Origin of the sequence: Rufibacter aurantiacus, from assembly GCF_017916345.1 — a bacterium.
In the GTDB taxonomy this organism is placed as follows: domain Bacteria; phylum Bacteroidota; class Bacteroidia; order Cytophagales; family Hymenobacteraceae; genus Nibribacter; species Nibribacter roseolus.
Map to the genome: position 1 here is coordinate 670454 of NZ_JAFMSV010000002.1, position 25957 is coordinate 696410.

The 25957-nt window shown below is 54.3% G+C and carries 19 protein-coding genes and 1 pseudogene; 3 read left to right on the plus strand and 17 right to left on the minus strand.

What is annotated here, in order from left to right; translation table 11 throughout:
• From J3P34_RS08185 to J3P34_RS08225, 9 genes are all read right to left on the minus strand, one after another.
• Complete coding sequence (locus tag J3P34_RS08185; protein ID WP_210487758.1) at positions 1–912, minus strand: carbohydrate kinase family protein; 912 nt, start codon at positions 910–912, stop codon at positions 1–3.
• Between the two features lie 12 nt (positions 913–924).
• Positions 925–2262: a sugar porter family MFS transporter gene (locus J3P34_RS08190; RefSeq protein WP_210487760.1), complete on the minus strand. Its 1338-nt coding sequence runs from the start codon at positions 2260–2262 to the stop codon at positions 925–927.
• 467 nt (positions 2263–2729) lie between these two features.
• Positions 2730–5528 (minus strand): hybrid sensor histidine kinase/response regulator transcription factor, encoded by a 2799-nt coding sequence (locus J3P34_RS08195; protein WP_210487762.1) that lies wholly within the window; start codon positions 5526–5528, stop codon positions 2730–2732.
• A 453-nt stretch (positions 5529–5981) separates the two neighbouring features.
• The gene (locus J3P34_RS08200; protein WP_210487764.1) at positions 5982–6671 is read right to left on the minus strand and encodes a recombinase family protein; all 690 of its coding nucleotides are present in this window, start codon (positions 6669–6671) and stop codon (positions 5982–5984) included.
• Between the two features lie 395 nt (positions 6672–7066).
• Positions 7067–7870 (minus strand): hypothetical protein, encoded by an 804-nt coding sequence (locus J3P34_RS08205; RefSeq protein ID WP_210487766.1) that lies wholly within the window; start codon positions 7868–7870, stop codon positions 7067–7069.
• A 212-nt stretch (positions 7871–8082) separates the two neighbouring features.
• Positions 8083–8712 (minus strand): hypothetical protein, encoded by a 630-nt coding sequence (locus tag J3P34_RS08210; RefSeq protein ID WP_246853598.1) that lies wholly within the window; start codon positions 8710–8712, stop codon positions 8083–8085.
• A 61-nt stretch (positions 8713–8773) separates the two neighbouring features.
• A complete protein-coding gene (locus J3P34_RS08215; protein WP_210487769.1) occupies positions 8774–9433 on the minus strand; it encodes a hypothetical protein in 660 nt (219 codons plus the stop codon).
• Between the two features lies 1 nt (position 9434).
• Complete coding sequence (locus J3P34_RS08220; protein ID WP_246853599.1) at positions 9435–9953, minus strand: RNA polymerase sigma factor; 519 nt, start codon at positions 9951–9953, stop codon at positions 9435–9437.
• Between the two features lie 614 nt (positions 9954–10567).
• Positions 10568–10990, minus strand: a complete 423-nt coding sequence (locus J3P34_RS08225; protein ID WP_282597078.1) for a recombinase family protein — start codon at positions 10988–10990, stop codon at positions 10568–10570.
• A 273-nt stretch (positions 10991–11263) separates the two neighbouring features.
• Between J3P34_RS08225 and J3P34_RS08230 the strand changes: the two genes are divergently transcribed.
• Entirely contained in the window at positions 11264–12049 is a 786-nt protein-coding gene (locus J3P34_RS08230) for a lipocalin family protein (protein WP_210487773.1), read from the plus strand.
• Positions 12050–12297: 248 nt separating this feature from the next.
• Positions 12298–12507, plus strand: a pseudogene (locus J3P34_RS22430) (PKD domain-containing protein); the annotation flags it as partial.
• Here the strand turns inward: J3P34_RS22430 and J3P34_RS08235 are convergent.
• Positions 12498–12713, minus strand: a complete 216-nt coding sequence (locus tag J3P34_RS08235) for a hypothetical protein (protein WP_210487775.1) — start codon at positions 12711–12713, stop codon at positions 12498–12500. The pseudogene J3P34_RS22430 and the gene J3P34_RS08235 overlap by 10 nt on opposite strands.
• A 133-nt stretch (positions 12714–12846) precedes the next feature.
• Here J3P34_RS08235 and J3P34_RS08240 point away from each other — a divergent pair, with 133 nt between their 5' ends.
• Complete coding sequence (locus tag J3P34_RS08240; RefSeq protein ID WP_210487777.1) at positions 12847–13641, plus strand: Kelch repeat-containing protein; 795 nt, start codon at positions 12847–12849, stop codon at positions 13639–13641.
• 186 nt (positions 13642–13827) lie between these two features.
• Here the strand turns inward: J3P34_RS08240 and J3P34_RS08245 are convergent, their stop codons facing one another.
• The 7 genes from J3P34_RS08245 to J3P34_RS08275 all read right to left on the minus strand — a co-directional run bounded on the left by J3P34_RS08245 (position 13828) and on the right by J3P34_RS08275 (position 25940).
• Positions 13828–14316, minus strand: a complete 489-nt coding sequence (locus J3P34_RS08245) for a DUF4188 domain-containing protein (protein ID WP_210487779.1) — start codon at positions 14314–14316, stop codon at positions 13828–13830.
• Positions 14317–14570: 254 nt separating this feature from the next.
• Complete coding sequence (locus J3P34_RS08250) at positions 14571–15932, minus strand: alpha-amylase family glycosyl hydrolase (RefSeq protein ID WP_210487781.1); 1362 nt, start codon at positions 15930–15932, stop codon at positions 14571–14573.
• Between the two features lie 460 nt (positions 15933–16392).
• A complete protein-coding gene (locus J3P34_RS08255) occupies positions 16393–19002 on the minus strand; it encodes an alpha-L-arabinofuranosidase C-terminal domain-containing protein (RefSeq protein WP_210487783.1) in 2610 nt (869 codons plus the stop codon).
• A 97-nt stretch (positions 19003–19099) separates the two neighbouring features.
• Positions 19100–21307: a glycoside hydrolase family 43 protein gene (locus J3P34_RS08260; RefSeq protein WP_210487785.1), complete on the minus strand. Its 2208-nt coding sequence runs from the start codon at positions 21305–21307 to the stop codon at positions 19100–19102.
• Positions 21308–21463: 156 nt separating this feature from the next.
• A complete protein-coding gene (locus tag J3P34_RS08265; RefSeq protein ID WP_210487787.1) occupies positions 21464–23818 on the minus strand; it encodes a beta-galactosidase in 2355 nt (784 codons plus the stop codon).
• A gap of 236 nt (positions 23819–24054) precedes the next feature.
• A complete protein-coding gene (locus J3P34_RS08270) occupies positions 24055–24876 on the minus strand; it encodes a 3-keto-disaccharide hydrolase (protein WP_246853600.1) in 822 nt (273 codons plus the stop codon).
• 38 nt (positions 24877–24914) lie between these two features.
• Positions 24915–25940 carry a UDP-glucose--hexose-1-phosphate uridylyltransferase gene (locus J3P34_RS08275; protein ID WP_210487790.1) on the minus strand — a complete coding sequence of 342 codons (1026 nt, stop codon included), beginning with the start codon at positions 25938–25940 and terminating at the stop codon, positions 24915–24917.
• Positions 25941–25957: the final 17 nt, after the last annotated feature.

Consider the following 25957-nt stretch of genomic DNA (forward strand, 5'->3'; position numbering starts at 1 on the left):
TTAGAGGTGAAGCTTAAAGTGTATAGGTTCTTTCATCAGGCAATCAGGGGTGATGCTGGCCGGGTCATAAGTGGGAGTGGCTCCGCGTTGGGTGGCCACGTAAGCACCAGTGAGGCAGGCTCTCTCCAGAATCTGGTTCATGGGCTTGTGCCGGAGGTAATGGGTTAAGAAAGTGGCCAGGAAAGCATCGCCGCTGCCAATGGTGTCTTCTACCTCCACATGGTAACCTTCATGCTCAAAGAACCCGTCCTGGGAAAAAGCGGCGGCTCCTTTATCGCCGCGGGTGATAATGACCAACTCCAACCCGAGATGCTCCTTGATAAACTGCATCTGCTGCGCCATGTCGCCCTCGGCTCCCAACCAGGTACAGATCTCGGCCAGTTCCTGGTGGTTCATTTTTACCACATCGGCTAAACCCAGCAAGGCCAGCACCCGCTCAGTGGTGTAATGAGGCGGCCGAAGGTTCACGTCAAAGACTTTCTTCCTGGCCAATGACAGGTACTGTAGCAAGGCCTCTTGGGAAGTGGCGCCGCGGGCTACCAGGCTGCCGTAGATGAAAAGGTCACTCTCAGAAACCAATTGGGCAGTGCGCTCCTCAAACTGGATGTAGTCCCAGGCCACAGGTTCCACAATCTTGTAGGTGACCTCATTGCGGTCTGAGATGTTGGCTTTGACAATGCCGGTGAGGTGGGTCTGACCGGTCTGCAGATAATCTGTGTTGATCTTTTGCGCTTGCAGAAAAGCCACCAGTTCTTTTCCTAGGTCATCGCTGCCTACCCGGCTCACCACCACCGGATCAAAGCCGTTGTGGTGCAAGTGGATGGCTACGTTCATAGGCGCACCACCAGGCATTCTTCCGCTGGGCAGGATGTCCCATAAGGTTTCTCCGAAACAAACTATTTTCTCGCTCATAAAGGGTTTAGATTAATGGAACACAACGCTTTTTTCAATTTTCTCCAGGGAGGTACCTTTGGTCTCGGGCATCAGACGCCACACAAACACGAGTTGCAGCACCATCATGCCGGTGAAGATGAGGAAGGTGTTGCCGCCACCCAGAGTCTCAGAGATGTATGGGAAACTGAAGGCAATCATGGCAGCCATGATCCAGTGGGTAAAGCTGCCCAAAGCCTGACCTGAGGCACGTACCTGATTAGGGAAAATCTCGGAGATGAACACCCAGATCACCGCTCCCTGGGAGAAGGCGAAGAAGGCGATGTACACAAACAGGTAGATTGGAACCGCAATACCGTTGAACTCCTGCAGGTAGAAGGCCTTGGCCACCAGCCCTAAAGTAAGGATCAACCCTGCAGACCCGATGAGCATCAGTGAGCGCCGCCCGAACCGGTCAATCACGTTCATAGCCAACAGTGTAAACAGGAAGTTCACCAAGCCTATGCCCGCCGAGGAAAGCAACGCCGATTCCTGGCCCAAACCCACCATTTCAAAAATGCGGGGTGCATAGTAAATGATGGCATTGATGCCCGATACCTGGTTGAAGAAGGCGAACAGCACTGCCAGCGTGATGGGTAAAGAATATTTCCGGGAGAACAAAGCCGGCTTTTTGCCATGGTCGTCGCGCTCCTGCGCCGAGATGAGAATGTCGGCCACGATCTGGTTCACGTTGGCCCCGGGGTTAGCGATCTGCAGGGTTCTTTTGGCTTCCTCCACCTTGTCGGCGCGTTTGAGCAAGAGCCATCTGGGGCTTTCGGGCACCATGAGCACCGTCACCAGGAAGATGATGGAAGGAACCGCCTGTATGCCCAGCATCCAGCGCCAATCGTGTTCCCCTACCCCGGCAAAAGCGTAGTTAGACACATAGGCCATGAGAATCCCGAACACGATGTTAAACTGGAACAAAGCCACCAGTTTGCCCCGTGATTTGGCCGGAGAGATTTCTGAGATATAAAGCGGAGCGGTTACCGATGAAACCCCCACGCCTATCCCGCCCAGAAAGCGGAATATAAGGAAGGTATACCAGTCTGGGGCCAGGGCCGTTCCCACCGAGGCCAATAGATAAAGGACTGCAATCCCGAACAAGGTGTTCTTACGCCCAAACTTGTCTGAGGGAATACCACCGGTTAAAGAGCCCAGCACCGTTCCTATTAAAGCAATAGCTACCGTGAGGCCGTGCTCAAATACATTGAGATGCCACAACTGCTGAATCGCCTTTTCGGCCCCAGAAATAACCGCGGTATCAAACCCGAAGAGGAATCCGCCCAATGCTACCACAATGGACCAGAAAAATACTTTTTTACCTACCATGAACTTAAATGTTTTTCTCGAAGGTAGGCGCCTTGGGGAATTCTCTATTTCACTAAAATCTCAAATAACATTCATTTTGATACTTAAACTACAAACCAAAAAACAAGCTGATTTTCAGGATTTTATAAATTTAAAAATCCACAGTCTCTTTCATAATTGTAACCCGTGTTACAAAATTGATACATTTTCAAAGGCTTTTACCCAAAGGCAAAATCAGGTTTATTTATTTAGAGGCCGTTTTTTGAAAATCATGCAGAAAGGAGAACCCAACTACCAGACATTTTGCGAGTTTGCTAAAATCTCACTTGGAGCATCTAAGTCTCTAGCTTCCTTACCCTATTGCTCTGAGCTTCAATACGAGGAAAGCAGTTTACGTCTTTTCAATAAATAAAAATCCCGTTTAAGGGCCGATTATTAAAATTGGCTCCTAAACGGGAGGTATCTTTCTGGTAGGGAATGCTCTTATATTACACCTTGCTTTTCTCTTTGCCCTGCCGGGAGGATTTGAATTCAGAGGGGCTCATGTTGAAGTGATTCTTGAACGCGGTAGAGAAGTAGGCCGGCGAGGAGAAACCCACCTCGTATGCAATCTCGGAGATGTTCATCTGGCTGTTCAGCAGCAGGTGGCGGGCCTTCTTGAGCCGGGCATTCACGATGTAGTCGTTCAGGGAGTAACCCAGCAGGGCCTTCATCTTCCGGTACACGTGCACCCTGGACATGCCCAGGCTGGCAGCAATGTCGTTCGCACTCAGGTCGGGATTTTGCAGGTTTTTCTCCACTAGTGCGGCCACCTCATTGATAAACTTCTTGTCCAGTTGCTTCGGGTGGGTTGTCTGCGTTTTGGTGTCTACCGAGATAGCGCTGTTATAGTAGACTTTGAGCAGGTCGCGGTTCCTGAGGAGGCCTTTTACCCGCTCCAGCAGGTAAAGGAAGCTGAATGGCTTGGTGACGTACAGATCGGCCCCGGCCTGGATGCCGTCAATCTTATGCTCCAGGCCATCTTTGGCGGTAAGTAAAATCACCGGAATATGAGACGTACGCATATCGTTCTTCAACGAGGTGGTAATTTCCAGGCCGTTTTTCTGGGGCAGGTTCACATCGCAGATAATCAGATCTGGGATGAGGTCGAAGGCCTGCTGCAAACCGAAGTTCCCCTGCGGGGCATCTACCACGTTGAAATCTGTAGAGAGCCTGGTGACCAGGAACTCCCGCAGTTCTTTGTTATCCTCAATCACCATAATGGTGTGTTCCTTTACGGTGGCAGCATCTTCCTGGGGCAGTAGACCTGTGTGCAATTCCAGGTCCGCATCCAGCACGCCGGCGATCAAAGGCGCACTCTGCTCCGCTTTTGGGGTTTCCAGAACGATCTCCTCCTCTTTCAGGTGGTCTTTTCCCAAAGGAAGGCTAAATGTGAAACGGGTGCCTTCGCGCTCTTTGCTCACCACGAAGATCTCGCCATGGTGCAGTTTGATGAACTCTTTGGAAAGCGCCAACCCCAATCCGGTTCCTAAACTGGCATTGTCCTCGGCGGTGTAGAACCGGTCAAAGGCGTTGGCTACCTGCACGGGCGTCATTCCCTTACCATTGTCCTCCACGGTGACCAGTACATGGTTCCGGTCATCAGACAGTTCAATCAGAAGCGTGATGCGGCCATTCTCTTTCGTGAACTTGAAGGAATTGGACAGCAGGTTGAACAGGATCTTGTCAATCTTGTCTTTGTCAAAGTACACGTTGATCTCCTTGAGCCTGGAGATGACTTTCAACTGGGTGTGGCGTTTGCGGGCGAGCCGTTCAAAAGACTCCACCACGTCTTCCACAAACTTCACCAGCTCGTTCTCGGTGGCTTGCAGGCGCATTTTCTTTCGCTCCATCTTCCTGAAATCCATGAGTTGGTTCACCAGTTTGAGCAAGCGCAAGGCATTCTGCCGCACCAGCAGCATGTCTTTCTTGAGTCCAATTGAAATATTGCTTTGTAGCGCGTCCTCCACCGGCCCCAGAATCAAGGTAAGCGGCGTCCGGAATTCATGTGACACGTTAGTGAAGAACTTGAGCTTCGCCTCGTTGGCTTTCTCGGCCTTTTTGGCCATTTCGGCAATCTCATTGCGCTGCTGCAAAATCTCACGGTTCTTGGCGATCAAGGCTCGGTTAGTCTCATGCCGCACCTTCAGCGAATACAGCGCATAGGCACCCAGCACAATGATCACCGTTAAACTAAATACCAGGATGTAGAGCAGGGTACGCTGGTTGTTATAGATCTTGATCTGCTCGTTGATCTTGTTTTGCTGCCGGTTGATGTTCTCCTCCTGGCTGAGGATCTTATTGGTCTGTTGCTTGAGAATATGGACGTTGCGCTCGTCAATTACGGTGGTGTTGAGGATGTTCTCCTTCTTGTAAGGGCGGTTATGCAGAATGTTGTACGCCAGCTGGATGATCTCCTCCCCGCCTGTAGGATACAGAAAAGTGGCATCCAGGATACCGTCTTCCACCAACTGCAAGCCGCCGTTTGGTCCGCCCAGTCCATCAAACCCGATAAACTTCAACTTACTTTGGGCCTCCTCGCCGTTGAGGCTCTCAAAAGAGCCTAGCGCCATCACGTCATTGTGCGCAAACACCAGATCGGCGTCAGGATGCTGTCGAAAAACAGCTGGGAAACGTTGCTTTGCGATTTCCTTTTCCCACTCCCCTTTCACCTTGGCCACCACCTGCACCAGCGGAAATTTACTGATGGCCTGCTGGAAACCTTTGTGCCGCTCAATGGCGGGTGAGGAACCTTGCAATCCCCAAACCTCAATGACTTTGCCTTTGCCTTTCAGCAGATTGACCACATAATCGCCGGCCAGTTTTCCTATCTGGAAATTATCGGCGCCCACGTATGAACTGTAAGAAGAGGAGTTGATCTTGCGGTCCACCAGAATCACGGGAATTCCTTTTTCAAAGGCTTCCTCCACCACCCCCGTAATTGGCTCAGACTCATTGGGGGACACAATGAGCAAATCCACCTTCTGATCTATAAACTCTCTGATCTGCTTTACCTGGGTGGTACTGCTGTTTTTGGCGTCTTTTATCTGCAGGCTGAGCTCAGGGTGGAAAGATGCTTCGCGGGCCATCTCTTTGTGCATCGCTTTCCGCCAGGCGTCTCCCTCTGTGCATTGGGAAAAGCCTATGGTAAACTCCTTTGTCTCCTTTGTCTTATCACAGGAAATTAAAAACGTACTTACCAATAGGAAGAACCCAAATACCCATTTCTCAAATGCCATCTTTGTCATGTACCATAAGGTTTCAGATTTATTAGCGGAAGTTTTGGCTTTTTGAAATTATCAGTTTTAAAAAGCCAAAAAAATCTTAATTAACCCACCTCTAAAGTACTCTCTTTTAAAGAATTTTCAAATTGTTACCCTTGCAGCCGTGCAGTTAAGGCACAAATCGTGTAGCTTACCTGTCAAGGAATGAAGCCGGCCACTAAGGACTAAGCCCACCAAAATAACTGAGGGGTATATAAAGTAGTGGTTTGTATTTGATGGGTGGGGGGCGTATGTCCGATTGGAACGCTTTGGGTCAGACCGGGTGGGTCTGTTTTTGAAGTTTTTATTTTTTTCCGTTTGAAGGCGGGCAAGTTTCAGATGTATATGGCAGCCATTGAAAATAGAATCGTGCCCAATCATTCTTTACAAACACACTAGGCCGGCTGGTTATGAAGGCTTTCGATCCAGAACAGTCCGTCACACCGTTGCACTTCCTGCACTAAGCGCGCGCTTGGCCTTCATGACTGTGTTGGGCGAGACGCCGCACAGGGTGGCAATCTCCCGGATGGAGCATCTTCCTTCCCTCAGGTAGTCTACCACTCTCTTGTTCTCTTCCAAGAACCGCTCCGTGCCCTTCACTGATCCCTTAGGCCGGGCGATGTGCTTGCCTTGCCGTTTGGCCTCTTGTTGGCCCGAGACGATTCGCTCCACGGTAGTCTCCCGCTCCATCTCGGCCAGGTCAGCCAGGATGCCCAGCACCATCATCGTGACATGATCCTTCCTCCTGCGTTTGTCTAGCGAGCGCAGGTTTCGGTTCACCACGTGAGTACAGACACCGCAGGCGGCCAGCTCCAGGATGATATTGCGAACATCCATGGCATCCCTGCCCAGCCGCGACAGCTCCAAGCAAACCACCTCCGTGATCTCGCCCTTCAGGGCCATCTCCAGCACCCTCTCCATGCCGGGCCTTTGGTAGCGGTGCCTCGTGCCGGAGACCGTCTCACAGGCGGTATACACTACCTCAAAGCCATGTTTGTTGGCATAGTCTTGGAGTTCGCTCAGCTGGCGATCCGTGTTCTGCTTGGCGGTGGAGACGCGGAGGTAGAGGACTGCTTTCATATCGCTGGGGTTATGGTCTGAGAACCTCAATATACGTATATGTATCAATAAAAGATATAGCTTTCCGTGATACGCATCGAAGCCAGTTATAGAAGCCCCTGCCGCTGCTGAGAGGCATGAGTTTCTGCAATACTTTTTTTGACACAGTACTGGAGGAAAGCCAAGGAAGTTAACTGCGGGTAGAGGGGCCAGGCGAAGCGCAAGCCATGCCAAAACGGAACATCGGCATGGCTTGCGCAGATGGCCCACTGGCACTCCATACAATGGTTGTCTCTCTCCTTGTCCCCGGTTTTCTGAGGCAGGCATGTCAGCGTATTCAAGGGCAAACCACAACCATAGTGGCCACGGCGAAATGCAACAAGAGGAGACAAGGCAATGACTACACCACTCAAAGAACTCTCAGGCTATATCAGACAGGGGGATTCAGGAAGGCATAGCCGTGGTTATTTGGTGCCGGCCACCGCTTTTGCCGGTTTCCTGTCGGCCCTCTGGTAGGTCGCACCCCACTCATGCACCTTGCCGGCCAAGGTGGTGACAATGAATTTCATCACATACCTGTCTCCCTGGATTCTGGTGGTTACGTCTATTTTGTCTGTCTCATTTGCCGGTGGGTGCGCCAAAATGAACTTGGGCACCATCTTTTTCCCGGAGAGGGTGTAGGAGCCTAGGATCACTGCTTTTACCTCTTCCCCGTTTCTCTCAACCAACATGAAGTGCGTGGGGGTGATAAGCTGGAATTCCTTGGTGGCCGGGTCGTTCACCCTCTTGCCGTTCTCCATATGATAGGCGCTCACCAGGTTCCAGGCCCCCACCAATGATCTATCAGGGTTAGGTTTGCCACTCACCTTCCGATACACCTCATGTAGCACGATTTTCCTGCCATCATCAAGGGTAAGGGTGCCGTCCTGGTAGAGCTTGTCCCCCTCCACCTTCACTGTGAAGGCGGTGGTGGCACCGCTCAGTTTCTCGACGTACTTATCGCCCACCAGGGTATAGGTACCGTGGTCCCCGCCCACCCGCATGGTGTCCTGTTCCACCCCCTTTAAAATGTACATCCAGTGAGTGGGCGTGATGACCTTGTATTGTTTGAGGGTGCTCACGTCCCGGGTGTAAGGCTCACTGGTTCCGTCGGTCGCGGACATGGAGACCATCTCCCAGGTGCCCACGATGGCGGAAGGTTTCTGGGCTTGCAACTGTGATGCTACAACACAGAGCAATACCATTGCGAGAATTGCTGCCTTTTTCATGCTAATGGCTTTTAAGAGGGTTGAGGAGACCATTTGATCCCTGATAGAAATTACAGATAATACATGACATACAAAAAGCATAATTGCTTGCTCTTCAATAATTTATAATGGCATATTCTTTTCAGGAGAGTAGGGCGGCAATGTAAATAAAAGCGGCAGGGCCGTAATGGGGAACTCTCATATTGGGATGCATGGAGTACCCAAACGACCTGTCAGTAAGGGCTCTTCATGGTCTGTGCATCCGTGGGGAGGGCGAAGAATGCTTTATCCAGTTTCATGGGTTGCACACTAGATGCCACACTCTCCATGGTGAACTGAGGGGTCTCAATCACCATCATCAGGGGAACTGCACCTGCTTTCGAGAGGTAAGCGTACCAGTTGCCGAATTGGTGTACCTTGAATAGTTCCTGGTTCACTGGAAGTTTAGTGCTGAAGTAATATTTCTGCACCCCGCTTCTGCAAACCAAGGTCAGCTCGTCGCATTTATAGCCTAATATCTCAGTGGCATTTTTGCGGAGCGTTGTGCTCATTACGCTGTCGGGGTTCAAGGCGCCGTCATTCCAGAGCAGGGTGGCTGAGCTGGATAGCTTGCTGTAGATTTTGTTGTCACTGTTCCGGTACAGCTGCCAGACCATCTGCTCCCCGTTGGTCTCAGACTTATAATCACCGCCTTTTATGTACCAGTTCTGTAGATTCCCCATCATCGAACTCAGCTGCGCATCGGAGAGGCCAGGGATTTTGCTCTTGTAGGTGTTGTAATACACAACTTTCCCTTCAAAGCTCTGCGCTGGGGCTACCAGACAAATCAAAGCCAGGGCCACGGTAAATAGAATTTGTTTCATTTTGAAAAGTTTAAGGGTTTAGGAATTAAGATTGTAGAAAAGGTCTATTGGCAGTTGGGCTTTACTTTGCCGGAGAATGGCTGGCGGGTGGCTCAATCGCCCCCGGAGTGTCCTCCAGTTCGCGCAGGTTGGCTTCCATCGCTCTGATCCTGCTGAAGAAAACGGCCCGGTAATACCAGTACCTGAACAGGAAGGAGAAGCCGGTCAAGGCGACGGATGCCAGGCCGGTCACGGCAAAAGACAGGCCCCAACCGGGGAGGAAGACCGCGAACACCGCGTAGAAGGCCACCGGGGAAATGACCAGGAAGACGGTATTGGAGAACCGGTAGTATTTCCTAAAATCCGACAGGGTCCTACGGAGCGCCTCTGTTGAGCTGGCGTCAGTGTTCTCCAAGAAGATCTCCTCCTGCCGGCGGTAGGTCCAACTGGAGAACAGAGCGAAACCCACCAGTACAATAACCAGGGAAAGCTTCCCGGCCAGAGTGCGCCCCTCCATGCCTAAATAAAATTGCCAAACCAGGTAACCTACTGCCAGAAGGACCAGCAGGGTGGAGTTCCACCCGCCTATCCTGTTCCAGAAGGCGCTCTTCTCCCTCAGCTCCCCCAGGGAGCTGGTGTTGCCCTTAATGATCCTGTCAATCGCCTCCCGGGTATGCCCCTGATGCTGGGTTCCCACTTTCTGGGTGGCACCCCAGCGATTTTTGAATTCGTCCAGTTCCATGCTATTCTTTGCTTACGAGTGTCCTCAGTTGGGCCTTTATCCGGTTGAGCTTTACCCCCACGTTCGATTCCGAGATCCCCAGCACCTCCCCGATCTCCCGGTAGCTGCAGTCATCCAGGTAGAGCAAGGTCAGGGCCCGGTCCACCTGCGAGAGCCGCTGGATCGCCTGGTACATGGCCGCCATCTCCTCCCCCATGTCGCCTTCCACGGCCGGCACCTGAAACGCCTCGGGGCCCAGCTCGGCAAACCTCTCCGCCTTGGTCTCCTTCCGGAGCCGGGTGATGGCGTTGTTGAGGGCCACCCGGTACATCCAGGTCGTGACTTTGGATTCTCCCTTAAAGGACGGGTAGGAGCGCCAGAGCTGCAGCACGATGTCCTGAAAGAGGTCCTCTTTGTCTTCCGGGGAGTTGCAGTACAGGTTGCAGACCTTATGGAGGAGGCCCTGATGGTTTTCTATAAGGAGGAGGAACTGCTCTTTCAAGATGCTCGGTGTTTCCCGGTTAGTCGGGGAAAAGGGCAATTCCTTAGGCGAACCTGTGTCTTTTTTTTAATCCAGGAGGAGAATCCATAGGGCAGCCCAGGAATACAGCAGTTAAACCATTGGTCTACAGTAAGATGCGATTGAGTAGTTTTTTTTGCCCGGTGGCCAACTTTCGCACCTGCCCACCACGCCTCTTGGAACAGGGCAAGGCCGTGCCGGCTATGTTTGAGGCAGGGGTTGCCAGACAAATCCTTTCATGTGAGAATGGCAAAAGGCATGGGGTTATACAGCGCTCTGGAAGGGAATGCCTGGTATGCTGGTGTTGCACAGCGGATTTTTTTAGAAAACTTGCCGGAGCCTCACCTTGCATATAATGCTTGTTATGTTAATAATAAGGCCAAACAATCTAAAAGGAAATCCAGGAGATGGGAATAGTTGACAGGGGCTTGTATTTGAAAGGTGGGGGTGTGCTCTCCTGATGGAAGCCCTTTGGGTCTGACCGGGTAGGCCCAAAATAGCCATGCTAGTCTATTTTCATGGGGAAGGTAAGCCGCCTTTTAATGGACATACGCTACAAAAGGAAAACCGGTGTTTTCAACTCTTTTGGAGACATGTTACTGAATACAAGGCCTGAAAAATTGTCGAAAATTAAATCAGAGGCTTGCACTTCCTGCACTTTCTGCACTAAGAGCCCGTTTGGCCTTCAACACTGTGTTGGGCGAGACGCCGCAGAGGGTGGCGATTTCCCGCACGGAACATCGGTCTTCCCTAAAGTAGTCTACCTCTCTCTTGTTCTCCTCCAGGGACCTCTCTGCGCTCTTGGTTGATCCCTTGGGCCGGGCAATGTGCTTGCCCGGCCGCTTGGCCTCCTGTTGCCCTGAGACGATACGCTCCACGGTAGTCTCCCGCTCCATCTCGGCAAGATCCGCCAGGATGCCCAGCAACATCATCGTGACATTGTCCTTCCTCCTCCGCTTGTCCAGCGAGCGCAGGTTCTTGTTCCCCACGTGGGTGCACACCCCCCAGGCGGTCAGCCCCAGGATGAGGCCCCGCACGTCCATGGCGTCCCTGCCCAGCCTTAATAGCTATTCAGTTGATTGCGGCTCCGCAATCCCTGCAGGAATCGGTTCCCATTGTTCTGCCCTTCTTAAACCTACACACCCGCTACCTACATTCGCACCGCCCCCCTCCTTTCGCAAAGGCTACTCCTCATAACTTCCTGAACAACAGACAATATACCCTGCAATTACCTTTCATCTGTCAGATCTTATATGTAAATTAAATAAGGGATCACAAGATCTATTCACAGTCAAAAAAGCAGTATCATGAAAAGGAAAACCATTCTCGCTGTGGTATTGCTCTGTGTCATCGTAGCACAGCTGCAAGCCCAAACCTCCCCTTCCATTGTAGGAACCTGGGAGATGCTCTCCATGACCGGGAAAAACGAAAACGGCGAACCCATCAACCGGGACGTAAACGTGGTGAAGCAATATAAGGTCATCACCCCCACCCACTGGATGTACGTGGTGAAGGGGATAATACAGGACACCCTGCGGATGGAAGGTGGCTATGGGACCTACACCCTGACGGGCAACAAGTACGTCGAGAAACTCAGCGACCCCGCCACTACCGACTTCACCATGCGGGTGGAGGGGGACAGGCTCTTCCAGGACGGCCATATCCTGCTGCCCGACGGCAAGAAGGTGGAGCTCCACGAGGTGTACCGGAGGGTGAGCGGCACCCCTAACGCAGACAAGTCACTGGTGGGCGCCTGGAACCTGGTCTCCTCCTACCACATGGCCGAGGGCAAGAGAGTGGACGACCGGCCCATGAAGGAGTTCCAGCTCATCACCCCTACGCACTTCATGTGGGTGGAGCGAGACGGGGACAAACCCAGGACCGTGGCCGTTGGCTCCTACACCTACACCGGGGGCAAGCTCCAGCCCAGATTCCTCCTGGCACCCCCGATGATTGGCGAGAAGGACAAGTTTGACATCACGGCCAAAGTGGAGGGGGACAGGCTCGTGCTGAGGGGCACCACCACCTCGGCAGCGAACGGCAAGGCACACGAGTGGGGCGTGACCTACCAGCGGGCCGATACGAAGCAGGGCAAAACGGTCGCCGGCACGAAGTAGGGACCACCCCAGGTTGACAGATATATCGGCAACCTGCTCCGCTCCTAGCTTCCCCATTGAGTACCCGCAGCCTCCCTGAAATCCCATTCTGCATCGCCAAGGCGGATTGTTTTATGCCATTCTCCTTAACCGAAGCACATTAAAAAGCCGCTTTTATGAAACCACTCTTGAAAGCATCTATGGCCCTGCTGCTGGCGATCCTGCCCTTCGCTTCCTGCAATGATGATGACGAAGGCACCGGACCGGATATGGCCTTGAAAGCAGACGCCGGCCCGGACCAGAACATCACTCCCCCGCCGAACAGTGTCGTTCTTGACGGCAGCAACTCCACCAGCCTCAACGCACAAATCACAGGCTATGAATGGACTAAAGCCTACGGTCCAGACTATTTCCGGATAGAATCCAAAAATACCACTAGGACTGAGGTTTACAACCTTGTCCCGGGCAACTACGGATTTGCCCTGACCGTGAGGGACGCGGCGGGCAGAGTGGCCAGGGACACCGTGCAGGTGACGGTGAACCCAGGGTTCGTAGATGTCTCCTGCGATAGCACCGGCCGGCCCTTGGTCACCGCCCGGCTAGTACCCTTCGGCACCCTGTCAGAGGCCAGGGCAATGATGGCAGGAGTGACGGTTGGCACTAAGATGCTGTTTGCGGGCGCCACATTTTCTGCCGCTGGTGTCAATAGCCACGGCTCCTCCCGGGTGGATATCTTCGACGCGGCTACTGGGCGGTGGTCGACGGCTCGGCTGAGCGAGGCGCGCTCCGCCATTGCTGCGGTGGCAGTCAGTAACAAGGTGTTTTTTGCCGGAGGCAGGCTGTCCAGTGGCGACATTGGCACCCCCGACCTTCATTTCTCCGCAGTAGATATCTATGACGCGGCCACTGGTGCCTGGTCGGTGGCCTCGCTAAGCGAGCCGCGGGCGTACGTCTCGGCGGCAACCTTGGGCGATAAGGTGTTTTTCGCGGGTGGGGAGAAGGATGCGAATTTCACCCCTTCTGACCGGGTGGATATCTACGACTTGTCTACCGGGCAATGGTCCACCGCCACTCTGAGCGAGCCCCGAGGGCTTATCACCGCCGTGGCAGCGGGCGGTAAGGTGTTTTTTGCGGGTGGATACAAGGACAGCACGTGGGAGCCAACCCCCTCAAATAAGGTGGATGTGTATGACGGTGCCACAGGCTCTTGGTCCACGGCCTCTCTGAATTATACCTTGGGGCAATTGGCCGGCCTTGCCGTGGCAGACGATGTCTACTGGCTGGGAGGCTGTGCTATGGAGAAATGGAACGCGACTACGGGGGAAATTTCATTCGCTCCGCTGTTCCAGCCCGCCCTTCCCGGGTTTATGATGAACAACGCCGTTGTGAAGGATAACAAGCTGCTCTTCTTCCGGAATATAGGGGAGGACGCCCACAGGTTCGATATTTATGACCTGGGGACCCGCACCTGGTCGATCGGGGTACTACCCCAGGATGCGATCCAATATGAAACTATCGTCTCCGCTGGCAATGAAGTCTACCTGGCGGGGGGCGCCACCTTTGGAGGGAATTTAATGTCCCTTTCAAACCAAGTCTGGAGACTGGAATTCTGAGGTGAGTGCTTGTCCAGGAGCATGTCCTTCTCCTCCCAGCAGTGAGGGAAAGGCCATGCTTCTGGACAAGCACTTTGTGAAGGTGGAATATTAGGAAAATCTCAGTTCAAATTTAGTTCTCCTGTTGATGTCAGTTCCCGGTTGAAAAATGGTACATAAGGCTTGCACTCATAAAGCGCCGATACGTTAGCGGCTGCCAGTGCTCTTTAGGGAAATTCTTTGGGCAGAATATTCTCTACTACCCACAGCCGGCACTAAGTCACCAACTTTACCTAAGCCATATCTGGGCATGTTGTTGTAAATACACTCGTACTCGCCGGCCCTGACCTTGTAGGTTTCATGCCAGATGCCTACATCACCGTTGCTTTTTATTTTGGTGTTGAACTCCTTCCAGGCGGGGTAATGGTAACCCGTTCTGTCTTTGGCGTAAGCCTCCAGTTGTTCAAAAGATTTCCAGTACTGAACAATCACCGGCGGAATGCCGCCGTAAAATTGAAAGCCCAAAAAACCACTCTCCGGTTTCTGAGAAAGCTCTTTCAGCATCTTAGGCATGGCTCTGGCCACTGGTATCCATTTATGAAATTTCCAGAAGCGATTGATACGCATTCCAATCAGGAACACCACAAAATCGCCCTCCAGATTAACAGTCATGCGCTGGTTAATTGTCTCTGCCATATGCAACAAGCATTAAGATTGTAATCATTAGATGAATTGCTGCTAACTTACTGTTGGGCTAAAGGCTCAGGAGTTCCCTCAGCCGTGGCTGACATTCAGGTGTTTGTTCTTTGGCACTACTACTGACTTACAACTTCTATTTTTGCATCATTTTCAGGAAACTAGGCTCTAAATGCAAATCATAATCTCTCCACCAATAGACTGATTGGTTTGTGCTGCTTGAAGCCTCAATAAATAAACAGGCCTATAATGGCTTATTTGGAATTGTATTCATACACCGCATATCCCCATGGCTGCATATTCCACTTTTTGCTGCTTAATGGCTCCTTTGCACCCTTGAAGACATTGTAGGCGCTCCCTATCAACGATTTCTCCTTTATGGTGATCGGCTGTGGGGTACCGGACAGATTAAGGATCACCAATACCTTTTTGTTCCCTTTTTCCCGCACGAAGGCATACACTGCTTTCTCATCCCCCGCGCTCACTTTCCGGAAGGACGCGTCTGCGGATAGGGCGGCGTTCCTTTTCCGGAGGTTCAGCAGGGTCTTATAGAACGAGGCTCTCTGGAGTTTACCGAAGGCCATGGGGTCCTTGTCGAAGAATTTCAGGGCCCTCAGGACTGGTTCTTCCTGTCCGCCGTAGATCAGGGGAACACTGCTGGCCATGGTTTGGGTGAAAACCGCGAACGGCGCATGCACCGGGCCAGGGAAAGTCCCATAGTCCGCCTTGTTCCAACTGTTCTCGTCGTGGTTACTGGTGAAGTACATCTGGATGGTATGGGCGGGGTACATCCTGTCATTCTCCTGCTTCACGCTATCTAGGCTAAAGGCCGGCCTTTCGCCCTTGGCCACCTTCTCCATCATCTTGAACATGTGCCAGGGGTAGACCGCGTCAAAACCACTCTTGGGCAGATAAGCGCTGTCTCCCTCGGCCAGCATGAAAAGGCTCTTCATCTCCTTTAGTTGAGGGATGCACCGGCGCCAGAAGGAGGCGGGAACGTTCCAGGCCACGTCGCACCTGAAACCGTCTATGCCTGTGCTGGAGACCCAGTATTTCATGGCGGCGATCATGCTGTCCTGCATCACCGGGTTCTTATAATCCAGTTGCCTCGTGTCGGCCCAGTCTACTGCCATGGCCGCTTTGCCGGTGCTGTCCCGCACGAAAAAATCAGGGTGCTGGGTAAGCCAGCGGTGGTCTCCGCCGGTATGGTTGGGAACCCAGTCGATGATGACTTTCATGCCCCGGTCATGGATAGCCTGCACCACCTGCTTGAAGTCTGCCATCGTGCCGAACTCCGGGTTGACGGCGGTGTAGTCCGAGACGGCATAGTAGCTTCCCAGCGAGCCTTTCCGGTCCACCTTGCTGATGGGGTGAAGCGGCATGAACCATACCGTTTGCACGCCCATCTCTTTCAGGCGGTCAAGGTGTTTGGCGAAAGCATTCAGGGTGCCTTCCGGCGTATACTGCCTCACATTCACCTCATAGATGTTGCCCTGCATGATCCAGGCTGGAGGACCGCTGGTGGTTCCGCTTGTGGCCCCGGTGGCGGTTTTATCCTGGCAAAAGCAGGAAAGCACAAGCAATTGAAGCAGGAGGGTGCTGAGTACTTTCTTCATCTTTATAGGTTTTAGATAATCAGGATATATTCGCCCTGGATTTAGTGTATATACGGCGCCCTCGTGCAAGAGGCGAAGCCCAATTTACCTCTTACCTAGCGAGGTATGCCGCCTGCCCCACGCACCCTTTTTCTGTTATGGAGGTGTTTTTAGAAAAGCAGCCTGAAAACGGACTCTTAACAATTTCTTCCGTCAAATGCCCGTACTCCCCAATGGTTTGTCCTCCAGCTAGCCGGCGAACGTCGCGCTCAATAAACAATTCATAGAGTCCAACCTACGCTTGGGTTCTCCATGCAGAAGCCGCCTTCCTCTCTCCTATGCAACCCTGTTTTTAGGCTATGTTTGAAAAATCAGACCGCAAACGGAACACCTTTCACGCGCAGCATACCAAAACCATAAAAAAAGCAGCCCCCCCAAAAGGATGCGCTGCTTTCAAAACGGAGGTTTTATCTTACCAGGTCTATTTAGACTTCAGGCGGATGATGGTGCAGGAGTAAGCCGGCAACTCGGTGTTTGACAGATCGGCTAGTGCCACAGTAGTTTCCGCTGGCTTCAGGAGCTTGTCAGTGGGGTTTCCCTGCAGCACGATTCTGGTGGCCTTGCCGTTAAAGGAACCTAATTCCTTCAGGTCCACTGAGGAGGTGACAGCCACGGGCAGGAGGTTCACCAGTTTGAGGATCACGTCCTTGCTCTTGGGGTCTCGCACCACCGATACGGCTACCCGCTTGGTCACCGCCTCTTGGGTGTTGGACAGGCTCACGGTGCTGGGCAGGTATTCGCTGCCGGCGTTCTGGCCGAAGAGTTTCTGCACCTCGTAGCCCACCGTGGGCTTCACCTCGGTGTTGTTGAAGTAGATCAGGTCGGGGTTCCATTGGGTGTGGCCCTCTTTGGCCAGCAGTGGCGCGTAGGAAGTCATGTGCACCACATCGCCGTTGCGCTCCACCGAGGTCAGGTACAGGGCCTCAGACAGGGCGGTTTCCAGGTTGTTGGGACGGCCGGGCAAATGGGCAGCGTACTCGCCCAGGTATACTTTTGACTTGCCCCGGTCATAGCGGTCATAATAGTCCTGGTTGTGGATGAACCAGCCCGGCGGCTGGTAGTAATGCTCATCCACCATGGCCAGGCCCATCTTATCGGCGATGTCCCAGCCCTCCACGTAGTCGGTTCCCTCGGAGAAAGGCCCTACGGTACCGATGACCGTGATCTCGGGGTGCTTCTCTTTCAACGCCTTGTAGATCATCACGAAGCGCTCCTCAAACACATCGGTTATGAGGTCCTCGTTGCCCACGCCAATGTATTTCAGGTTGAACGGTTTGGGATGGCCGGCCTCGGCCCGTTTCTTGCCCCACTTGGTGGTCACATTGCCGTTGGCGTACTCCACCAGGTCCAGCACATCCTGCACGTACTCGTCCATGTCGCTCATCGGGATGCCGCCTTGCTGCCCACCGCCGTGGGGACCGCTGCCGGAGTTCTGGCAGGGCACGCCCGCCGCGACCACCGGCACCGGCTGTGCCCCGATGTCCTCGCAGAACTGGAAGTACTCAAAGTAGCCCAAGCCCAGGGACTGATGGTAGCCCCACAGGTTGCGCTGCGGTTTGCGGGTCTCCAGCGGCCCGATGGTGTTTTTCCAGTGGTAGATGTTCTCCAGGCCGTCGCCGTGGGCCACGCAGCCCCCGGGGAACCGGACAAAGCGCGGTTTCAAATCAGCAATGGTCTGCGCCAGATCGGCCCGCAGGCCATTCTTCCGGCCTTTGAAGGTCTGCTGGGGAAACAAAGAGACCATATCCAGGGCCAGCTTCCCTTCAGTGAGCGGCTGCAGTTCCAGGCGCGCATCTGCGGCGGCCTTGTTGGGCGTCAGTACCGCAGTGAGTTTCTTCCAATTGCCTGCAGGAGCGTTTAGGGTAGTTTTTGCCAAAACACCCTCTTTTTCGCTGACCAGGCGCACCTCCAGTTTGGGGCTCTTTCCTTGTAAATGCCTTGTAAACAGGGAGAGGTTATAACGTTGCCCTTTCTGGACGGAGATGCCATCAAACCCGGCGTTTACCAATGAGGCCCCCGGCGTTTTGGTCTCCAGTACCGCGTAATGCGGATTGTTGGGGTTCACTGGGGCGGCGGTCTCCACGGTGAACGAAGTGTTCTCGCCTTTCAGGCTCCAGGAGTGGGTGCTGGTCCAGCTTTTATCGTGACCTTCCTTGTCGTTGGGCGAGTACTCAAACCCGCGGTTCTGCACCAACTCGGCGTACAGTCCGCCGTCGGCCGCGTAGTTCAGGTCTTCAAAGAAGACGCCTACCAGCAGATCGCTGATGGGTTTTGCCTTGGTCGCCTCTATCGTGATTTTAGCCTCCACCGGTTTGAGCCCGGCAAAGCGCTGGGCATCCTGCGCCATGGTTTCACTGTACTGGCTGCTTTTGAACTGCTTCTGCTCATACGTTTTTACCAGCCTGTCCACCTCCGCCCAGGCCACGCGGTGTACCTGCCCGGTCGCGTTGCCCTCCGGCAAGGTCACCTTCTGGCTGTTGTCCCGGTACTGGGCTGCCGGTACTTCCGTGGCCGACGAAAAGGCTTTGAAGTCTTTGGTGGTGACCCGGTAATACTTACCCCAAGCGTCTGCGTAGGTGATGGCGTAGTTCCCTGATTTGGCCTCATACTGGACCACCGGTCGCAGCACATTGGCGCTTCCTTGCACCATCGGGTAGCTCTGCCGTCCCCAATACACCAGGTCCGGAGAGGCGCTGTGCGCGAAAAGCGGTTCCCGATCGTTCAGGCTCCACACAGCCTGCCAGACCCCGTTGGGTCTGCGGAACACATACGGCGTATGCATACGCTTCTCGGCGCCCCACCTGCCGTAGTCTGACCGCACGAAGCCATACTCGCTCCCGATACTGAACCACTTCTCCTTGTCGCGGCTCCAGGCAAAGTGCAGCCCGTTCCGGCCGCCGTTTTTCTCGGTGCCGTAAGAGAAAAGGTACACCGAGTCTGGTTCGTTCACCGTTTTCCCGGGGCCGGCCAGGGCGGTCTGAAATATAACCGCTCCCACGTAAAGCCCCGACAGCGCTAAAAATTTCTTCATATAAATCAACAGGTAATGATTGAGGAAAACCAGAGGAATCTACAAGTCAAAAAGATACTGCTAATTAGGCAATATTCCTCCGGCATCAGGCTTAAGGTTACCGCAGGGGTTTGACTCCTCCGTGGGTAGGCTTCACCGGCTTGATGGTCCCGTCTGCGTTGAACTCCATCTTGTCAATGGCCACCTCGCGGTTGAAGCCGGCGGCATCGCCCATGGTGATGCCCTTGGGGTAGTTGAACCGATGGTAGACAATGTACCACTCGTCTTTGCCGGGCACCTGAATTACGGAATTATGCCCGGTGCCGTAAATCCCGGAGGCCGGGTCTTTGGCGATGACCAGGTTATTGGCGGGAACCTTGATCTTGCCCAACGGCGAGGTGGAGGTGCCGTACCGTACCCGGTAGTTCTCGCTGCGGGTATCGTCTTCTGACCACAGGAAATAGTAGGTGCCCTTGCGGAAGAGCACGTGCGTTCCCTCTCTAAAGGTGTTATCTGGGGTCAGGACTTTGATGGTCTCAGGTTTGATAGACACCATATCGGCGTTCAGCTCGGCCCCGGCCATGTAGCCGTTCCCCCAGTACAGGTAGCTCTTGCCGGTCTTCGGGTCAGTGAACACATCGGGGTCAATCTGCTGGCCGCCTTTCACGCCTGGCGGAAGTTTATCTACCAGCGGTTTCCCTGAATCCACGAAGGGGCCGGTGGGGCTATCCGATACGGCTACGCCTACCTTCTGGGCCGCCGTGAAGTAATAGAAGTACTTATACTGGCCATTTACTTTCTTCTCGATGATGGCCGGAGCCCAGGCGTTTCTTTTTCCCCAGCTCACGTCTTTGGGCAAATCCAGGATCACGCCTTCATCTTTCCAGTTCACCAGATCAGTAGACGAGAAGGTCTTGAAGTAGGTCCCCGACCAGCCGTTGAACCCGTCGCTGGTAGGATAGATGTAGTATTTGCCGGTCTTTTCTGCGTAAATGATGTCTGGATCGGCGAAGAAGCCATCCAGTACCGGGTTATGGTCTTCGCGGGTAGTAGCGGCAAACGTCTGGGGTTGTTTCCCTTTAATTTCCACCGTGTAGTTTACACCTCCTTTTGAAAAATCGGCCGCAGAAGGAGAAACAGTCACGCCCGGAAAAGAATCGAACTGCGGTTTAAAGGAAGCCAGGTTTGTACCGGGTTTTACCGGTAGATGCAGGGTTCTTTTAGCGGAGTCCAAGGCCACGTTGAACCGCTTCAGCTCGGGCGCTTTGGCGGTAAGCAGCACTTCTTCTGCCGTCAGCCACTTGGAAACCAAAGCCTCGTATTCTCTGGTGGTGATGGGAATGACGGTACCATGGCGCGGATGGAAGTTCATGGACACCTCCGTGTCCACTACCGTGAAGTTCTGCAGGTCGGTGGTTTTGGTAAACTGGTAACGGCCTTTGGTGTACACATCGTACATCAGGATGTAGCCGGGTTCATTGATAAGTTTGAACACACCAGCCCCTTCTACGGGGTCTTTGGTCTGCTGCACATATTTGTCCTGCAACACGTAGCCGCCGGTCAGTTTATCAGACACCGCGATCTTAATGCCCGAACCCTCGCCTTCGGTTTTGAAGAACAAGTGGTATTTGCCGTCTTTCAGCACGATGTCTCCGTCAATGGCCGCGCCGTTGGTGGGGCTGAAAAACAGTTGCTTGGGCTCACTTTCCAGATCGGTAAAATCCTGGTTGGCGTAGGCGTAATATATTTTATCGGGGTCGTCGCCGTGCTTCATGGAGAAGTAGACCATGTACTTTTTGGCCTCGGGGTCATAGATGGTCTGCGGGGCCCACACGCGCAGCAGTTTCTCGTTCCCGGCAAATCTCTTTTGGATGTTTACCACGCTGGAGGTCCAGTTGATCAGGTCCGTGGATTTGAGCAACACCATGGCCCGGTTAGAGCTCCAACCGTTGGCAGATACCATGTCGGTCACCACCATGTAAAAGGTTTTGCCGTCGGCGCCGCGCAGGATATGCGGATCACGCACGCCACCGGTGGAGCTGATCTGGGTTGAAGAGATGATGGGTTTATTGCCGTTGAGCGCGCGGTAATGATAGCCGTCTGGACTGACCGCAAACCGGATGGCCTCTTCGCTTTTGTCATTGCCGGTAAAGTACGTGAAGAGATACCCGCTGTACTTCTCCTGCGGGGCACTCTGTTCTGCCCCCGTTTGCTCAGACCCGGATTTTTTTACCACCTGCGGAGAGCAGGCTGAGCCCAATACCCCGATGGCCAGGCAAAAGGCCGCCCAGTTTTTCGCCAGGTTTCTGGAAAGTTGTTTGTTCATGTGGTGGTGGAGTTCTTAAGAAATGCTTCATCTGGGAAAGTGACATCCAGCCCAGACGAAGCGGTTTATAACTTATTTTTATTGAAACCTCTCTGAAACAGGAAAGCCCGAAGAGAAAGCCGGCCAGCCTTCCCTTCGGGGCATTTTCATAGTGTCTTACATTTTAAAGGGGCTAGTCTTGAGATAGATGCGGTAGTCTTTTATCATGCCGCCCGTGTTTTTGTCTGACCGGGGCAAGTAGCGCAGGCCTTTCACGGTCACGTTCTCGCCCAGGTCAATCACCAGCTGGTGCGGGTGCTTGGGTTTATCGCCGGAGTACTGGGTGTGCCAGAAGGTGGATTCCTGCTGGTCGTAGACCTTGTCGGCGGCGTTGTTGGCGCCGGTCACCTCCTCGCTGTCGGCGTAGACGGCTTTCCATTTCAGGCGGGAAATCGGGTTCCCCTTCTCGTCCACCAGCTCCAGCTCCGCGATAGAGGAATAAGGATCATCGGATTTCTGCGAAGACAGGGCCTCGAAGCAGAGGTAGCGTCCCTGCACGGCCTTATCAAATTTCACTTCCTGCCAGGCGCTGCCCGCCGGGAACGAGCCCGTGGCCATCGCCTTCTCCCCTTCTAGGTCCAGGGTCTGCCCTTTGGCGCGGTGCGTCAGAGACTCCTCGGCCCGAAGCTGGTCCAGGATAGGCTCTTTCAAGCCCGTGATGGTGGTCGCCTCCGGTTGGTCCACGTCCAGCACTACCACCTCGTTGCGGCCTTTCTTCAGCCATACGCCCGGCACAAACAGCGTCTGTTGCGGCCCGATTTCCCAGAAACGGCCCAGATTCTGCCCGTTCACCCACACCATGCCTTTGCCCCACTTGCTCACGTCCAGGAACGAGTCGCCGGTCTCATTCAGCTCAAACGTGCCCCGGTACCAAGCCGGGCCCTCTGCGGTGCCTTTCCTGAACTTCGCTTTCTTCTGGAATTTATAATCCACGGGGAAGTTGTAGACAAGCCAGTTTTTGAGTTCAGTGTTCTTCCGGCCGTCGTTCAGTTCCACTTTTTCGGTGATGCCTTTTCGGTCGATGATGGCCTTGCCGTAGTTCACCCGGCCGGTGGCTTCAATCAGGATGTCCAGCTGCGCATCTCCCTGGAAGGCGGGCAGCGTCACGGTGTTCTCGCCCCGGCGCCGGTCCAGCTTACCGATGGACTTCCCGTTCACGAACACGTTGGCCCAGTCATGCACCTCAGTGATCACCAGCTTCTGCCCGGAAGCCGAGGCCGGCAGGGTGGTGCGGTACAGGATGCGGCCCCAGCCTTGGTCGAAGTTCTCCATGGGCTGGATTTTCTCGGTTTTCCTGGCAGCTGGTAGGTTAGAGAACAGGGCCGCACTCCTGGTCAGGTTGAAAGCGGGGATCTCGATGATGGGTTTAGCCGTGGGGATTTCGCCCAGTGTCTCGCCTTCCTGCAGGTAGTTCTTGAGCAGGTCGCGCACGGCGAAAAATTTCTCAGTGGTGTTGCCCTGCTCGCCTACCGGCGCGTTGTAATCATAGGAAGTGGCCATGGCCGAGTAGGGTGGCGCGTTGGCCCCGCCCCACTGCCCGAAGGTGGTTCCGCCGTGGGCCATGTAGAGACTGAAGGAAATCCGGCGGTCCATCATGTCTTTCAGACTGCCGATGAAGCTGCTCACCGAACGGGTCTCGTGCGGACGGCCCCAGTGGTCAAACCAGCCGGACCAGTACTCGCTACACATCAGCGGCGCGGTGGGGTTCAGCTCCTTGAAGGTTTTGAAGGCCTCCTCCACGTTGGTGCCCGCCCCGAAGTTGAGGGTGGTGGCCACTCCTTCCAGTTTGTACTTGTTGAAGTTGGAGGGCCAGTCGCAGCGGAAAAGCTGCACCTTGTCAAAACCGGCCTCACGTACGGCATCGCGGGTAGCCTCCATGTAGGCCTGCTCGTCGCCGAAGGTGGCGTACTCGTTCTCCACCTGCACCATGAGAATGTTCCCGCCGTTCTGGATCTGCAGCGGAGCCAGCTGTTTGGCCGCCTCTTTCAGGAACAGCTTGGTGCGGTCCATGAAGTAGGGGTCCTGCAGGGTGCGCACCTGAGCGTCCTGTTTCTTCAAGAGCCACCAGGGCAGGCCGCCCATGTCCCACTCGGCGCACACGTACGGGCCGGGCCGCACAATGCAGTACATGCCGTTTTTCTGGGCCAGTTTCACGAACTCGGCCACGTCGTTCTGGCCTTTGAAATCATACTGGCCCGGTTGCTGCTCGTGCAGGTTCCAGAACAGGTAGATACAGATGGTGTTCATGCCCATGGCCTTGCTGAGCTTGATGCGGTGCTCCCAGTACTCACGCGGGATACGGGGGTAATGCAGCTCCGCCGCCCTAATCACGAAGGGCTTGCCGTTGAGCAGGAACTCCTTGTTCCCGACGGTAAAGGTGCCAGGCTTCCCGTTGAGCTGCTGGGCCTGTCCGGTGAGGCTGAGCAGAAGCAAGAGAAGCAGTATGTAAAGTTTAGACCTGGTTTGATTCATTATTACTGGTAAGTTAATGGTAAAGGGTAAGCTTTTGATGCCGGCATCTTCCTCCTCTTTTTCCCGAGGGAAAAGTACCTGCCGCATCCGGTTATTTCTGGGGGATACTTATTGGTGGCTGTTACATCGGTTCAATCTTTATGGCGCATAAAATAATCTGCTATTCAGGTTTAAGTCTCATTTGGGGAAAACACCCTTAAAAACGGCATGAACCTCCCGTCCTGCAGCGTTCTTTCCTAGTCTAATCGCTTGATCTTGATATCCTTGAATTCAATTCCCTGGCCTTCGCTCTGGAGGCCTATGTAGCCCTGTGTCAGGCGCTCGCCATCCTGCTTTACTTTGGGGTCATAGTTGTTGGCTACCCCTCCCCCGATCTGCGGACGGGTATACTGCAGCACCGTGTCACCGTTGATGAGGTGCGTCACCAAGGAATCTCCCAGTACAATCAGTTCGGCTTTCACCCACTGATCCCACGCATAGGTAGCCGAGGAAGAGTTGATGCAGTGCCGGTCATCTATTTTGCCCTCGTATACCACATCGGTACCCGGGGAGCACATATTCCCGGTGGGGCGGGGTTTGCCGTCTCCGGCGTCCGCCAGCAGCTGAAACTCCACGGAGATAGGCCAATCCTGTTCTTTCAGAATGGACTGCGGGCTCTGTGAATGGAACATAATGCCGCTGTTCCGGTAGGTGTAGGAAGGCGCATCTTTCAACCACTGGTGGGTGAAGCGGTACTCCCATTTCAGGTGGAAAGAAGAGAACGGAGCTTTGTAAAACAGGTGCCCGTAGCGTTCATTAAAGGTTCCGTAGTCATCATAGTTCACCTGCAACACACTGTCCTTCACCCGGAAAGTCTGGGCATAATTGTCGCCCACTTCATGGTGGTGAATCTTCACGGTCCAGTCTTTCAGATCCTTGCCGTTGAAGAGCGTTTGCCAGCCGCCTCCCTGCTTCCCTGTTCTCTGCAGGGGAGCGGGTGAACAGGCCACTACGGCCAACCACACGACTGCCATTAAAATATACTTGCCCTTCACTTGTAACTTCTTTCTGTACTTCATCCTGGTCTTTTCATTTTTATCTAAATCCCGACGGCAGCCTACAGCAGGGCCCTGAGGCGTTCGGCGGCGTTCTCGGGGGTGATGTCGCGCTGGGGCTCGGCCATGAGCTCGTAGCCGACCATGAACTTCTTCACCGAGGCCGACCTGAGCAGCGGCGGGTAGAAGTGCATGTGCAGGTGCCAGCCGGGGTAGTCCTTGCCGTCGGTGGGCGCCTGGTGGATGCCCGCCGAGTACGGGAAGGAGGTCTGGAACAGCCGGTCGTACACTGAGGAGAGCCGCTTCATGATGTCGGCGTAGGCGAGCTTCTCGTCTTCCGAGATCTCCCCCAGGTGCCCGAAGTGGCGGCGGGGGATGACGAGGGTCTCGAAGGGCCACACGGCCCAGAAAGGCACCAGCGCCACGAAGTGCCCGTTCTGTGCCACGATGCGGGTGTGCTCCTCCAGTTCCAGGGCGAGGTAATCGGAGAGGAGGCTGCGGCCGTTTTCCTGGAAGTAATTCTCCTGCTGCACCGTCTCCTGCGCCGGGTCGCCGGGCACGGAGGACTGGGCCCAGATCTGCCCGTGCGGGTGGGGGTTGCTGCTGCCCATCACAGAGCCCTTGTTCTCGAAGATCTGCACGTAGGAGATCTCCTCCATGGCGCCCAGCTCCAGGTACTGCGCCTGCCACAGGTCCACGACTTTTTTGATCTCGGCGGTCTCCATGTCCGAGAGGGTCAGGTCGTGGCGGGGCGAGAAGCAGATGACCTTGCAGATGCCGCGCTCGCTCTGGGCCTGCAGCAGGCCTCCTGTAGTGAAGGAGCCCGAGGGGCTGTCAGCCTGCAGGGCGGCGAAGTCGTTGGTGAAGACGAAGGTGGAGGGGTACTGGGGGTTGGTCTCGCCGTTGGCGCGCACGTTCCCCGGGCAGAGGTAGCAGGTGGGGTCGTAGGCGGGGCGGGTGTCCTGCTCGGTAGACTCCTGCTGGCCCTGCCAGGGGCGCTTGGAACGGTGCGGCGAGACCAGCACCCACTCCCCTAACAGCGGGTTGAAGCGGCGGTGCGAGTGCTCGGTGATATCGAAGGTTGTCATAGGTTCTGTTTGGGTGA

Coding starts and splice junctions, on each gene's coding strand:
- J3P34_RS08185 (WP_210487758.1), bottom strand. CDS start 912: ATGAGCGAGAAAATAGTTTGTTTCGGAGAAACCTTATGGGACATCCTG.
- J3P34_RS08190 (WP_210487760.1), bottom strand. CDS start 2,262: ATGGTAGGTAAAAAAGTATTTTTCTGGTCCATTGTGGTAGCATTGGGC.
- J3P34_RS08195 (WP_210487762.1), bottom strand. CDS start 5,528: ATGACAAAGATGGCATTTGAGAAATGGGTATTTGGGTTCTTCCTATTG.
- J3P34_RS08205 (WP_210487766.1), bottom strand. CDS start 7,870: ATGAAAAAGGCAGCAATTCTCGCAATGGTATTGCTCTGTGTTGTAGCA.
- J3P34_RS08210 (WP_246853598.1), bottom strand. CDS start 8,712: ATGAAACAAATTCTATTTACCGTGGCCCTGGCTTTGATTTGTCTGGTA.
- J3P34_RS08215 (WP_210487769.1), bottom strand. CDS start 9,433: ATGGAACTGGACGAATTCAAAAATCGCTGGGGTGCCACCCAGAAAGTG.
- J3P34_RS08245 (WP_210487779.1), bottom strand. CDS start 14,316: ATGGCAGAGACAATTAACCAGCGCATGACTGTTAATCTGGAGGGCGAT.
- J3P34_RS08250 (WP_210487781.1), bottom strand. CDS start 15,932: ATGAAGAAAGTACTCAGCACCCTCCTGCTTCAATTGCTTGTGCTTTCC.
- J3P34_RS08255 (WP_210487783.1), bottom strand. CDS start 19,002: ATGAAGAAATTTTTAGCGCTGTCGGGGCTTTACGTGGGAGCGGTTATA.
- J3P34_RS08260 (WP_210487785.1), bottom strand. CDS start 21,307: ATGAACAAACAACTTTCCAGAAACCTGGCGAAAAACTGGGCGGCCTTT.
- J3P34_RS08265 (WP_210487787.1), bottom strand. CDS start 23,818: ATGAATCAAACCAGGTCTAAACTTTACATACTGCTTCTCTTGCTTCTG.
- J3P34_RS08270 (WP_246853600.1), bottom strand. CDS start 24,876: ATGAAGTACAGAAAGAAGTTACAAGTGAAGGGCAAGTATATTTTAATG.
- J3P34_RS08275 (WP_210487790.1), bottom strand. CDS start 25,940: ATGACAACCTTCGATATCACCGAGCACTCGCACCGCCGCTTCAACCCG.